The following is a 13,478-nucleotide window of genomic DNA, read 5'->3' as shown; positions in this document are numbered from 1 at the left end:
GGAAAATAAACTCTCGGTGAATGTGTCGGCGCCGCGCATGATCTTCGGGGGCAAGTGGGGGCCTTCTATCAACGCTTCATTGGTCTTCCGCGATGACGTGGCCGCCGGTACTTCAGCAGCCTGCTAGATTTTTTTGGTCGATGTCTGCAGACGCAGCAGTTGTGCTTCACTCCTTTCAACCAGAGAAGGAAAGCGCGTAAATGAATGCAGTGACCAAAAGCTTCACCGACGCGCTGCGCCACCCGAGCGCGCGACTGACCCAGCGTCTACGCGTCTGGGTCGGGATTCTCGAACACGACTTCGACGTGGCGAAGTTCCGGGTGCGCGGGGGATTGTGCAAGGACTATACGGCGGATGTGACGGTAACCTCGCCGCAGCTCGATCTCGACGGCAAGCAGTACGTCGGACGGCGCGCCGGGCTGCAGGTCGACGAGCGCGTGGCCGTGCCCTCGGTCAGCTATATCGAACCCGTCGATCATGAAGCCGCCACCTTCAACGGCGTGATCACGCGCATGGAGCGTATCGGCGTAAGCCGTGACGAAGCCACCTACCGGCTGCGCATCGAGCCGCGCTTCGCTGCCCTTTGCAAGCGGATCATCAAGTCCGATACCTTCAAGGACGTGACGCTGCAGGAGATGATCAGGCAGGCGCTGGTGGACCGCAAAAACTTCGACGCCGTAGACGTGGAATTCCAGATCGAAGGGCTGCTGGAGAAGATGGAACAGGTGGTGATGTATGAGGAGTCTTTATGGAACTTCATCACCCGGCACTGCCGCCGCAAGGGCGTTTTCTGGTTTTACAAGCAGGGGCGCGGCAAGAATGGCCAGCTCGATACGATTGTCTTTGCCAACAATCCGCGCGCCTATATCCGTTCGGTCGAGGTTCCGCTCATCCAGGATTCGGGCCTCTCGGCCGGGTGCCACGAGGCGGTGCTGTCGCTCAATGACGCGCGTACCCTCGTGCCCGCCACGATTGAACTGTATGAGCGCAACTACCGCACGCCGGAAGACCCGCTACGGGCGACGGTAAATGTCTCCAGTGAAGCCGGCGACCGCTCGGTATTCGGGCAGGTCAGCCGCAGCGCGGAGTTCCACCTGACGCAGCAGCAGGGCGAAGCACTCACACAGATGCGGCGCGACGAACAGATCGCGCGGCAGGTGACGCTCTCGGGCACGACGAACGCGATGGGCATTGCGCCGGGCGTCGTGGTGAAAACGACCAATGTGAAGGTGCCGCGCGCCGAGTACGGGTTCGTGATCACGTCGATGGTCATGAAGGGCAGTCGCACGAAACCGGCACACGCCCGCTTCAAGGCGATGCCCGCGCATCTGACTTACCGGCCCAAATTTGACTACGAGCGGGACTGGCGTTTTCTGAAAGGCCCCATCGTAGGCGTTGTGACAACCTTTGATTCGACGCCTTACGGGTGTATGGATGAGTACGGTCGTTATCCCGTTTTGCCAAAGTTCCTGCAGGGCGCGGGCAACACCGACCGGCAACTGCTGAAGCTGCGCCTGGTGCGTGTGTCGTCATCGGATCAGGGCGGTTTGCACGCGCCGCTGTTGCCGGCCACCGAGGTGCTGCTGGAGGCGGCGCATGCGGACGTGGATCGTATGCACATCAGCGGAGCCCTGCACGACAATGCCCACCGCGATCCGGTTCGGGGCTCGGATGCGCTCTTTAGCTTCGCAATATGGCGCTCTCCGCTGTTGGGTGCCGAGGTCGTTTTTAACGATCTCCAAGGCAAGGAGAGCGCGCGTCTCGCGACAGTATACAGCCAGACGGCCTTCAACCAGGGCTATCTGCTCAACGGTAAAAAGCTCGCTCGCGGTGAGGGATTTGAAGCGACCACGAAATCGTGGGGCACGCTTCGCGCAGCGAAGGGCCTGTTCTTCACGGCGGACGCGGCAGCCGGGCCGGACACCCCGCACCTCGAGATGCCGGCCGCCGTCGCGCAGCTCAAGGCGGCGCTGCAGCGGGTGACGGACCTCGCGGCGGCGACTACGCAGGCCGGGGCCGATCCTGCCGACCGCGCCACGCAGTCGGCGCTGCTCGACGGGCTGAACCAGCTTCGTGACGCGGGGCTGCTCGCGAGCGCCCCGGGCGGTATGGCGTTCGTGACGCCGAAATCGGTGCAGCAATCGGCCGGCGAGAGCGTGATCGTGACCGCGGGCAAGGACCTGGACGTGAGTATTGCGAAGCGCCTGCGTATGGCGGTGGGTGACATGATCTCGCTGTGTGCGCACAAGCTCGGTATCAATCTCACCGCCGCGAAGGGCAAGTTCACGGCCTCGGCGCTGACCGATGGGATGGACCTGTTCGCGCAAAAGCAGTTGCGTGTTGCGAGCGAGAGCGCGGATGTGCAGGTGTCGGCGAAGTCGAAAATCACGCTCAACAGCGGCGGGGGCGCGCTCGTGATCGAGAACGGCAACGTGACCTTCCACTGCCCCGGTGCATTCACTATCAAGGCAGGCTCGTTCACCTTCGTCGGTCCCGACAACGTGCCGGCCCAACTGCCCATCCTGCCGAAAAGCGACCTGAAGCTCAACGATCGCCCCCCGCATACGAACTGATACGCCATGATCATCAGCCCTCCCCTTTTGCCTGAATCCGGCCTTACATCTACCGATGGGTCGAAGCCGGACCCCATGATGGATGCCGTCGACAAGTTCGAACTCGCGCACGGCATCTACCCGATCGCATACGACCGGCACTGGCATTGCGGCGTGCATCTCGCGCCCAGCGACCATGGCCCTGTCTATGCCATCGCGGACGGCGAGGTCGTCGCATATCGTGTCTGCCAGCATGCAATGGATTCCGGGAACGGCAACGCGGGCTTCGTCCTGCTGAAGCATTCGACCGAAACGGGCGACGGTCGCACGATGACGTTCTATTCGCTCTACATGCACCTGTTGCCACTCGCCGAATACCATACCTTCGGGTTCGACGACACGGGCCTGGCCGACTTCCTGCAGAAGCCGTCCGGCGCAGATGCCGAAGGTCAGGTAACCCCTGCGGCAAAGGGGAATGGCCAGAAGGTCCTCCGCAAGGACACCCTGGGCTATGTCGGGCGCTACCAAGGCGTCACGTACATGCATTTCGAAGTCTTTATGCTGCCGGATGATTTCAATGCGTATTTCGGGCATACGCAACTCGGCAATGCCGCGCCGAGCACACCAACGACTTCGGACTGCTGGGGCCATACCTACTACATGATTCCTGCCGAGCAGCAGTTCTTTGCGTTGCCGCCGGGAACTGACGAACACAACAAGCTGCACGGCATTGCATTCGAGCCACGGCGGACTGACACGAACGCACTCCCGCTCATCGTCGAAACCTACTTCAGCAAGGGAGCGAAGTACACGAACGTCTGGAGTGTCGCCGCGGACGGTTCGCGCACGCTGCTGACACCCGATCCCGTCGAAGAAAGGAACTACGAATACGATCTCTATCATCGCGCGGATGCGCTTTATGCCACGTGCCCGAGCGACGGGTACGAGATGTTGCGTTTCGGACGTATCCTGTCTTCGAATACAACGCAGCCGACGTGGGTAAAGGTAACCTACGCCGCTGGGAAGCAGGGGTATATCGATATCAGCAAGGCAGAGATCAAGAAGCTGTCCGACGCGGATTGCCCATCGTTCATGGGCTGGCAGAAGATCAGCGATGGCAATACACCCTTCGACAGCGACGGATTGTGCGATGTTGACGCGCTCAAGAAAATCGTAAAGGACGCTGCAGACAGTGAGCAGCCCACGGCCGTAGTCAAAACGACAGAAATTCAGAAGGCGGACGTGCTTTCGAGCTACGTCAAAGGTCATGACGCAGTACGCCAGGCGTTGCGCGGGTTTATCTGCAACGCGCCCAGCGAATGGGATAGCGCGAACAACGAGACACGTTATGCGAAACTACTTGATGAGGGTGGTTTCTATCACGGCGACGACGATGGTTACAACAAGTTCCTCAAGTACCTCAAGGAGATCCAGTTCTGGGACACGACAGGGTTGCCTGCCGGACAGAAGCTCTGGTTCTTCCATCCCCTCGCGTTTATTCGCCATTTCAGGAAGTGTGTCTGGTTAAGCCTTCAGGAGCAGATTCAATTGCTACCTCGTAAATCGATATCTGAAGCTGGCGGTCACATATCCTGGGTCGAAAGCAAGAAGCGATTTGTTGATGGCAACGACGATTCCAGGGGGCAATCGCCGAAGCGCATGTGGCTAGCGCTCAATCATATGTTTCTAAAGTACGGATTTAACAATGGCCTTCGGAAAGCCCACTTTTTGGGGCAGGTTTTCAAGGAGACTGGAGCTTTATGCTCGACAAGAGAAAATGGAAATGCAGATTACTTCCGGAAAATGTATGAGAACTATACCGCGAGTGATGCCGCTTATGATTTCGACAACAAATACAATTGGCTTAAGAATCTTGGTTTTCTGAAGAACCGTGATCGCGCTACATACATAGCTCAGCGTCCCGGTGAGGTTCACGCGAAAGCCGTGGCTGGTGGGAATGTGCAGTCGGGTGACGGTCGTCGCTTCTGCGGTCGCGGTTTGATTCACCTCACATGGCGAATCGGGTATAGCGAATATGGCAAGTACCGCGCCAAGGACTATACGACGGACCCTAACCCCACGCTGCTGCAATCCGACGCAGAGACGGCTGCCGATTCCGCTGGCTACTTCTGGGCCAAGACTCGGATCGATACAAAAGCTGACCGCGGCGCATCCGATACCGATGTCCGGAATTGTTTCCGTTTGGTCGGCGGTGCTGGCGGATTGCCGGCGCGGCAGCAGTTCTTTCGTTACACCTATTTCATTCTTGGCGATACGCTAAGAATGCCAACGGATAGCACATTGGAACGTCAGACGGAGGAAGGCGCGTGATCTGCTTTACCGTCCAAAAAATGCAACGTCTTCAGATGGCATCCTCGGTTTTTTCTCGGTTGAGAAATATCTCGGTTGAACTTATCAGAGGCTCGGTTGTTATGAATATTCGGTGGACTTCTACATTTCATTTATTGTTGGCGTCGTTTTTTCTGTTGATTTTCCAGCAGACCTATGCGGCAGACATTCCTGCTGCGGTTCAGGCGGCGGTAAGTGCTCGCACCGATGAGGGTCACAAATTGCAGCCACCGATCATTGATGCCGGACCTGCGATGCAAGGAGCATACATTTACTTTGTGATGAACACGTCCGATGTGCCGGGTTATACGAAAGATAACAGGCCTTACATATTGGATGCGCATTTACTCTTTTCAGACGGAAACCATATTTGGCACGATGAATTATTTGATCGCTACCTGAAAGATGATGGTGTTCCAGAAATTGCTAGTGTCTTTTTTGCGAACGCAGATCATGATCCAAAAGATAAGGAGGTCGTCATTCTCGTGCGAACGCCGCTAAATCACTACGATTACGGCGGTGAATATTTCGATGGTTACATTTATAAGTTAACTGGAAGCGCTCAAAAGGGTGCTGTTTTCGTGGGATTGCAGAGCGATGCTAGCGCACCCTTTGTGGATCAATGTGAATGTGGCTTTCGCGATGGTCACTCTACACATGCACAATATAAGGACGCTGAGTCGATTCGAAAGGCACTCGCGAAAAGATATCCTGTAGCGCCTAAGTTGAGGTGAAAGATGCGGGGATGAGTCTGATTTTGCAGTCTTTGAATTGATAATTTAAATCAACCAAATCGTCCCTCACGCAAAATAACATCTTTCTTCTGGTCACGATTGAAAAAAACCGCAGTACAGGTGCAATGATGAAATCTCCCATCCGCAAAGGCGACAAACTGGAAAACGGCGGCGAAGTGACTGGCGGCTCTGAATGGTTCGTAGTCATGGGGCGCCCGCTCGCTCGTAAGGGCGATGAGGCCATTTGTGACGAGCACGGGCCGACCGTCATCGACGAAGGCTACGAGAAGTTCCCGGATCGCGATGGCAAGTGGGTTGCCTTCCATCACTACCGCTGCGCGTGCGCATGCCGTCTGCTCTCGTCGCTGATGAACTTCAATATCGAGTAATGCCGGTCGATCTTTCTCCCGCCGGACGGCCGAGCGCCTATCCGCGCCGCCCCCAGTTTTGGCCGTGGTGGTTCTGCATCTGGGTTGCCTGCAACGTCTTTGGTGTCGCCATTGCCATGCTGCTGTGGCCAAAGGGGCAACCCGCAAGCGGAGGATGGTTCTGGTTCTGCTTTGTTTGTGCTCCTAACGGTGCGTTCCTGATCCTGCTTGGTATCGAGCGGGCGGGTTACGAGGGTCTCTGGTATCGGGCGCACTGGCGCAACCATCATCGTAGCCGCTGGCTGGCAACGCGGCTGCGAACGGCGCAGAAGCCTCTCCAGGTGCTCGGCGTTGGCTACTGCATGCCGGTTGGTGAACAAAGCGAACATGCCCTTGCCGGTGCGATCGCCGCCGGCAAACGCATGGCCGCTGCGCAGATACCGCGCACCGGAGCGAAGCTCGTATTGCATTGCCGCTTCAAGGAAGCGGACTGGATGGTTGACGAACCCGCAACGGTCGGTCCCGAGGTTGGCGAAAAGAGCGTCAAGGTGGAACAGGAGACGAAGCAGGTTTCACTGCTGACGCTCAAGATTGCCCAAGCGCTGGAGCCACTGGGGGCGAGCCTGTACGCACTCACGTGCTACGAGCGGCAATGGTGGCCGCAGGTGCGCGTACTGAGCGCCTCGAGCCGGGAGCAGGCGGACGTGGCGATGGTCACCGACGCCCTGCGCATCGCCGGCCTGCCGCCGCTTGCGGTTCAGGCAGTAGCCGCTGTGGACGGCCTGATGGTCGCGGATGCATGGCTCGACGCGAAGGACGCACGGCCGCTGCTCGTCGTGGCGACTGCATGGCATGAAGCTGGTCCGCCCGAAGGCAGCGCTGAGGGTTGTGTCGCGGTACTCCTGACGGCGGGGTACTTCCGTCTGCCGGAAGCGGTCAAGGTCGCTGCGCTGCTGCACCGGCCCGTCGCAGGGCGCGCAGGCGAGGTCGACTACGGCTTCGCGAATGCTGCGGTGTGGGGCAAGGCTGACTTCACCTCGTTCGTGCGCGCGTGGATAACCCGCCCGGTAGACGGATGCGACAAGGCGCTGCGCGCGGCCCATATGGACGCCATTGTGAAAGACGAGGCGCAGCGGCGGCCGGACCGCATTGTCGGCGACTTCGGTGACGCAAACGGCTGGCTGTCCGTCGTGGCAGCCATCGAATCAGGCCCCGCAGACGGCCCGCAACTCATCATTGATGGCGTGCAATCCGCAGTCCTGCGCGTAACGCCCACAACAGCAGATACAGATAACAACCGGAATACCGATGAACGACCCCAGGCTTACCCTGCACTCGCTTGAGTCCACGACCGCGAAGGAGGAATCCCCGCCATCGAGCCGTCTGGCGATCTGGGGGTTACCGGTCGCGGCGCTGGTCGTCGCGCTGCTCGCAATCGGCATCGTATCGCTGCGCGGCGACATGGTTGGCGTCACCGCAGGCGAGTCGCGGCTGAGAGCGATCATCGTCATCCTGTCAACCTTCGCGGTCGTTGTCGTCGTTCACCTGGCCCTGTTCGCGACTAGCGCTTACGGCTTCGCGGCTCGACTCTTTCGCAGTGACACCGGAGACCGTACGAAGGCGGCGAAGCCGCTCAAGCGCGACGCGCGGTTGCAACACATGTATGAGGAACTGCGTGTCTCGCATGGCTGGTTCTGGCGCAGCCGTCTGCGCTGGCTGATGGTCGACGGCACCGATGAGCGCGTCGATCAGGTGGCCCCCGGCCTCAAGCAGGCAGGTGTCATGCACGTTGGCGAAATCGTCCTTGTTCACGCCGCCCCGGACGGAATCGAGAAAGAAAAGTGGCTCGGCCAGATCCGCCGGTTGTGCCGCCGTCGCCCGGTGGACGGCCTCGTGCATGTGGCTCGCGCTGTAGAAGCCGGTACGGGCCTACCCCGCGAACTCTCTATGATCGCCACCGCGCTTGGCTGGGCGGCGCCCGTCACGTTCCTGCATCCGGTCGAGACGAAGGCTAGCCCCTCCGAACGCTTCGACGCGGTCGGTGCCTTCATGCCGGACGAGTCGCGCAGGCAGGCGCAGGAGGCGGCCACGAGAGCGCCAGAATTGCTGACCACGGTCGAGCACTGGTCGGCGGACGCCGGCGTGCGCCTTTATACGCGGGAGAAGGCGACCTGGCTGATGGATGTTTCGAAGTACATCAGCGACCACGCTGAACGGATTGGTGCAAACCTGCGTGCACTCGCCGCCTCGAACTGGCTGCGTGCGCCGCTCGCGGGTGTCCTGTTCGCGCCGGTTTTTCCGGGGACGACTGTCGTCCCGGTACCGATGGCTAATGGTGGTGACGACACACACGCCGGGGCCGCGACGGCGGTGCCGGTAGCCGAAGTGACACGCGAACAGCCGCGCGCCCTGCTGCCGATGTGGCAGCAGATCGCGGCCACCATGCCAAACTATCGGGGTCGCCGCACGGGGTTGTACTGGCCCGACGTGCTTGCGTGGTTCGTCGTGATCGCTGCCATCGTTTGGATCATCCTGATGGCGATCTCGGGGCTGGGCAACCGGGCACTCGTCAAAGATGCCGAAATGACCGCCACCCAGGCGCTCTCGGCCACGCCCGGCACGCCGCAGGCGCTGCGCGCACAACTCGCCCTGCAGAATACCATCGCCACGCTCGAATACCGCCGCGATCACGGTGCGCCGTGGTACCTGCGCGGCGGACTCTCGCGCAACGATGACCTGCTCGACACGCTCTGGCGACCGTACCAGACGGTCGCCACCCGCAACCTGCGCCAGCCGGTCGTGCAGGCGCTCGAAGGACAGCTTGTCCAGCTCTCGCAGGTGCGCGCCGACGAGCAGCAGAGCCACGACGCGCAGCAGCAGGCGTACAACCGCCTCAAGGCTTATCTGATGCTCGCCGGCCCGGCGCGTACCGACGCACCGTTCCTCAAGACACAACTGCTGGAGGTCTGGCCCGCGCCCGCCGACATGCGCGCGGGCGAATGGCTCGACACCTCGCAGCAGCTCGCGGGCTTCTGGTCCGATCACCTGAAGACGCATCCGGGCTGGCGGATCAGCGCCTTGCAGCCGCTGGTCACGCAGATGCGCTCGACGCTCGTGAACCAGATCGGCCTGTCGGCAAGCGACGACGTGCTGTACCAGCGCGTGCTTGACGAGGGGCGTGGCAAGTATGCCGATGTGTCGCTCGCCACGCTGCTCGCTGGCGCGGACGCGCACGGCCTGTTCACGACCACGCAGACGGTGCCGGGCATCTTCACGCGCGCTGCGTGGGAGGGCGTCATCAGCAAGGCCATCGATGATGCCGTGAAGGGGCAGCATGTCGAGGGCGACTGGGTATTGACCGGCGAACAGCCGGGCGCGCAGATCAATGCCACCACCGTGGAGGGCTCGGTGAATGTGGCACAGGCGGCGCAGGCTGCTGTCGACGGGAAGAAGAGCGCTGACGATCTGGGCAGGCGCCTGCGCGACCGCTATTTCACCGACTACACGGCGGCCTGGGCAACGCTGCTGAACAGCTTCCAGTGGATCCCGGCGACGAGCTTCTCTGGCGTGATCGACCAGCTCACGCGCATGACCGATGCGCAGACCTCGCCGCTGCTGGCGGTCATGAAGTCGGTGCAGTACCAGGGCGAGGCGGGCCGTCCCTCGCAGGCGCTTACCGACACGCTCGTGCGCAAGGCGCAGGGGCTGCTGGGCGGCGGTGACGGCGATGCCATGCAGGCTCCCGTGGTCAATCCGCTGGACCGCGCGTTCGGCCCGCTGCTGGCGTTGATGGGCGATGCCAGCGCGGCTCCGGCTGGCGGCAGGACGGGCGGCGGCAATCCGGTGAATGCCGCCGCGTTCAGTGGCGTGAGCCTGTCGCGCGTGCTGACCGCCGATACGACGGTGCGCCTGAAGCTGCAGCAGATCCAGGCGAGCCCCGACGCGCAGGCGATGGCGCGCTCGCTCGCGCAGGCGATCTTCCAGGGCAAGCTCTCGGATCTGTCGCAGGCGCGCGACGATGCTGCGCTGACCGCCGCGAGCCTGGGCGCGCAGTGGGCAGGCTTCGGGCAGACCCTGTTCGTGCAGCCGCTCGATGCGGCCTGGCAGGCCGTCCTGCAACCCGCCGCCGCGAGCCTGAACGATGCATGGCGGGCCGCCGTGGTGACGCCCTTCCAGTCGTCGTTCGCCTCGCGCTATCCGTTCGCGCCGACAGGCGCTGACGCGTCCCTTGCCGATTTTGGCCGTTACGTGCGGCCCGAGACGGGCATGATCAACCGCTTCATCGCGGTCGAACTCTCTGGCGTGCTCAAGCGTCAGGGTGAAGAATGGGTGCCGAACGAACTCGCGCCGCAGTCGCTGCAGTTCGATCCGAAGTTCCTCGCCATGCTGCACCTGATCGGGCCGATGGGCGCGCACCTCTACGCGCAGGGCGAGGCGCGCCATCACTTCGCGCTGATGCCGCAGCCGACGCCTGGCGTCACGCGCACGGAGCTGACCATCGACGGCCAGCAGATCGTCTACTTCAACCAGCGCGAAACGTGGTCGTCGCTGGCATGGCCTGGAAATGGCCTGAACGGTCATGCGTCGTTGAACTGGCAGACGCTGAGCGGCGGACTGCGTCTCGCGTTCGACCGCAGCGGGGACTGGGCCTTTCTGCGCCTGCTGGAGAAAGCTCAGGTGAGACCGCTCGACGACTCGCGCTACGAGCTGGTCTGGACGGGCGGGGCGGCTGGCGGCGATGCGCAGGCCGCTGTTGCCGCCAGCGGGACGACGGGCGAAGCGACCGGGGGTGCCGCAGACAGCGCCGCAAACGGTGCCGTAAGCGGTGTTACAGGCAGCGATGCCGCGGCGCCATTGCGCTACCTGCTGCGTGTGCAGATCGGCGCAGGGCCGCTGGAGCTGCTCAGGCTGCGCGGCTTTCGCATGCCGGATCGCATCTTCGTGACAGGCCGTGCCGGCACGCCAGCCGGACTGCCGTCCCTGCCACCCCTGCCGCCGGAGTTACAGCCATGACCGCACCGTGGAAACCGTTCCAGCAGGAGGGCGGAAACCCGTTCCTGCGCTATTTCGACGCCGAAATGCGCTACCTGCGCGAAGCCGGTCGCGAGTTCGCGCGCGACCAGCCCGACGCCGCGCGGCGCCTGGGCATGCAGTATAGTCAGGAGGACGAACAGGTCCGCGCGGTCAACGAAGGCTTCGCGCTGCTGATGGCGCGGCTGCGCTACAAGCTCGACGACGCGATGCCGGAGCTGACCGACGGGATGCTCGACAATCTCTATGAACACATGGCGCGGCCGATCCCGTCGCTGGCGGTCATCGAGTGCAGGCCGCTGAACCCCACCGCCACGACGACCGCGCAGATTCCTGCTGGAGCCGTGGTGCGCTCGGCGCCGATTGGTCCCGACGGGGTGCAGTGCCCGTTCCGCACGACGCAGGCCGTCGACCTGCTGCCGCTGTCGGTCGAGGACGCCGTGCTGGCGGTGCGCGCCGACGGGTGCACGGTCATCCGCCTCGCGCTGGGCCTGTGGTCCGGCGACCGGCGCGAGCCTGTCGACCTGTCGCGCATCCGCCTGTACCTGCATGGCGAGCAGCCCGCCGCCGCCGCGCTGTACGCGGCGCTCACGCGCCAGGTCGTGTCGGTCGGCCTGCGCCTGCCCTCGGTGCGTGACGGCGCGCTGCAGCCGCTGGAGGGGGTGCGCTTTACGCCCGCCGGGTTTGGCCCGTCGACGCGGCTGTGGCCGATCATGGATCCGAAGCGCAACGAATCGGTCGACCGCGAGCAGACGCTGCTGGAGTATTTTGTCTTCCCGCAGAAGTTCCACTTCGTCGACCTGTGCGGCTTCGACAGCACGCTGATACCGGCGGGCGAGGCGAGCCTGACCCTGGAGATCGAACTGCACGGGCGCATGCCTGGCGATCAGCCGGTGGGGAAGGAGAGCTTTCGCCTGTTCTGCACGCCGGTGATCAACCTGTTCGAGGTCGATGCGTTGCCGCTGAAGCCCGCCGACTGGCATGACAAGGAACACCGCGTGCGTGTGCAGCCCGCCGTGGCGGAGCACGTCGAACCCTACGACCTGCTCACGGTGACCGCCGCCGACCCGGAGGGCAGCGCGCAGCACGCCTACCGCCCGTTCACGAGTTTCAAGCACCGCGGCTGGCTGCTGCACTACGAGAAGCCCGAGCGCTATTTCCACACCGCCACGCGCTATGGCGTGCTGGGCAGGGAACTGTGGGTGACGCTGGCGGGGCAGTTGTGGGCCGGGGCGTACCGCTATGCGCCGGACGATGAGGACCGTCCGCAGCCCGACCGCCATGTGACGATGCGCGCGCTCGCGAACAACGGACGCCTGCCGCGCCTGGCGCTCACCGAGGCGACGATCACCGGGACGGTGTCGGGCTTTACCGGCATCGCCTCGGTGCGCAACCTGACGGCGCCGAGCCTGCCGCAGTATCCGCCGCGCTACTTCCCGGGCTACGACTGGCGCGTGCTGGGCCACTACACCACCGGGGGCATGAACGAATTCAACCGCATGTTCATGGAGGAGCCCGCGCCGGTTTTGCGCGAGATACTCGAACTGTATGACTGGACAGCGGACGATGCGGTCCCCCGGCGCATCGATGCGATCCGGGCAGTGCATCTCTCGCCGGACGACGTGCTGCTGCGCGGGATCATGCTGCGGGTCATTCGCATCCACGTCGACCTCGACGCGGGCGGTTTTGACGGGCCGGGCGATGCCGTACTGTTCGGCGACGTGCTGAGCTATTTCGTCGGGCGCTACGCGAGCCTGCAGTGTTCGATGCAGTTGATACTGACCCTCGACGGCCAGGAGACGGTCTATCCGCGCACCGATTTCACGGGAGCGCCCTTCTGATGACAACGTGGATCCGGCGATATGCGCCTGGCGTGTTGCTTGCGCTGACGGTGAGTGGATGCGGCATGTGGCAGTCGGCGAAGGACGGCGCTGTGGCGGCTGCGCAGGCGGTATTCGTGACGAAGGTCAAGGAGATGAACCTTGTCGTCACAGCGCGCGACGCGCTCAACCAGGACGCGCGCGGCGCGTCGCTGCCGGTCGTGCTGCGTATCTACCAGCTCAGCGATGACAAGCCTTTCGCGACGGCGAGTTATGCGCAACTGCTCGCGGGCAGCGAGGCGCTGAAGGCGGCGACGCTGTGGCGCCGGGACGTAACGCTGGGCCCGGGGCAGACGCTGAAGATCTCGGGGCCGATCGATGACACGGCGAACTACGTCGGTGTCGCGGCATTCTTCCACGGTACGACCGACGCAGAATGGTCAGTGCTGGTGCCGAAATCGCAGTGGAAGAAGACCAACCCGGTGAGGCTTGTGGCCATGGACCGCACACTGGAAATCGAGGCGGAGGCCCGTAAGAAATGAGGATTCCGTATCAATAAATGCTGACCGTGGCTTAGCCCGCGCTGATGAGCACGCACGCTGCGGCGGCGGACACAGGGTCAGG

8 protein-coding genes are annotated in these 13,478 nt (G+C 62.6%); all 8 read left to right on the top strand.

What is annotated here, in order from left to right; genetic code table 11:
- Window positions 1-200 precede the first annotated feature (200 nt).
- Complete coding sequence (locus tag VSR34_RS31190; RefSeq protein ID WP_342964425.1) at window positions 201-2,573, top strand: type VI secretion system tip protein VgrG; 2,373 nt, start codon at window positions 201-203, stop codon at window positions 2,571-2,573.
- Between the two features lie 6 nt (window positions 2,574-2,579).
- Window positions 2,580-4,883, top strand: coding sequence for a hypothetical protein (locus VSR34_RS31185; RefSeq protein ID WP_342964424.1), 2,304 nt, complete (start codon window positions 2,580-2,582; stop codon window positions 4,881-4,883).
- A complete protein-coding gene (locus VSR34_RS31180) occupies window positions 4,880-5,635 on the top strand; it encodes a hypothetical protein (RefSeq protein ID WP_342964423.1) in 756 nt (251 codons plus the stop codon). The genes VSR34_RS31185 and VSR34_RS31180 overlap by 4 nt, the downstream gene beginning before the upstream one ends.
- 128 nt (window positions 5,636-5,763) lie before the next feature.
- Window positions 5,764-6,024 carry a PAAR domain-containing protein gene (locus tag VSR34_RS31175; RefSeq protein WP_342964429.1) on the top strand — a complete coding sequence of 87 codons (261 nt, stop codon included), beginning with the start codon at window positions 5,764-5,766 and terminating at the stop codon, window positions 6,022-6,024.
- A complete protein-coding gene (locus VSR34_RS31170; RefSeq protein ID WP_342964422.1) occupies window positions 6,024-7,346 on the top strand; it encodes a hypothetical protein in 1,323 nt (440 codons plus the stop codon). Before VSR34_RS31175 ends, VSR34_RS31170 begins: the two co-directional genes overlap by 1 nt.
- Window positions 7,312-11,016, top strand: coding sequence for an ImcF-related family protein (locus VSR34_RS31165; protein WP_342964421.1), 3,705 nt, complete (start codon window positions 7,312-7,314; stop codon window positions 11,014-11,016). Before VSR34_RS31170 ends, VSR34_RS31165 begins: the two co-directional genes overlap by 35 nt.
- The gene (tssF, locus tag VSR34_RS31160; RefSeq protein WP_028213028.1) at window positions 11,013-12,875 is read left to right on the top strand and encodes a type VI secretion system baseplate subunit TssF; all 1,863 of its coding nucleotides are present in this window, start codon (window positions 11,013-11,015) and stop codon (window positions 12,873-12,875) included. Before VSR34_RS31165 ends, tssF begins: the two co-directional genes overlap by 4 nt.
- A complete protein-coding gene (tssJ, locus tag VSR34_RS31155; protein WP_028213029.1) occupies window positions 12,875-13,396 on the top strand; it encodes a type VI secretion system lipoprotein TssJ in 522 nt (173 codons plus the stop codon). Before tssF ends, tssJ begins: the two co-directional genes overlap by 1 nt.
- Window positions 13,397-13,478 lie beyond the last annotated feature (82 nt).

Origin of the sequence: Paraburkholderia sp. JHI2823 (genome assembly GCF_038900695.1) — a bacterium.
In the GTDB taxonomy this organism is placed as follows: Bacteria; Pseudomonadota; Gammaproteobacteria; order Burkholderiales; family Burkholderiaceae; genus Paraburkholderia; species Paraburkholderia mimosarum.
The sequence above is the reverse complement of the archived record's forward strand: the minus strand, read 5'-3'. Positions and strand labels throughout refer to the sequence as shown.

What these genes read in the sequence shown, in the direction of transcription:
- VSR34_RS31190 (WP_342964425.1), top strand. Translation starts at nt 201, where the DNA reads ATGAATGCAGTGACCAAAAGCTTCACCGACGCGCTGCGCCACCCGAGC.
- VSR34_RS31185 (WP_342964424.1), top strand. Translation starts at nt 2,580, where the DNA reads ATGATCATCAGCCCTCCCCTTTTGCCTGAATCCGGCCTTACATCTACC.
- VSR34_RS31175 (WP_342964429.1), top strand. Translation starts at nt 5,764, where the DNA reads ATGAAATCTCCCATCCGCAAAGGCGACAAACTGGAAAACGGCGGCGAA.
- VSR34_RS31170 (WP_342964422.1), top strand. Translation starts at nt 6,024, where the DNA reads ATGCCGGTCGATCTTTCTCCCGCCGGACGGCCGAGCGCCTATCCGCGC.
- VSR34_RS31165 (WP_342964421.1), top strand. Translation starts at nt 7,312, where the DNA reads ATGAACGACCCCAGGCTTACCCTGCACTCGCTTGAGTCCACGACCGCG.
- tssF (WP_028213028.1), top strand. Translation starts at nt 11,013, where the DNA reads ATGACCGCACCGTGGAAACCGTTCCAGCAGGAGGGCGGAAACCCGTTC.
- tssJ (WP_028213029.1), top strand. Translation starts at nt 12,875, where the DNA reads ATGACAACGTGGATCCGGCGATATGCGCCTGGCGTGTTGCTTGCGCTG.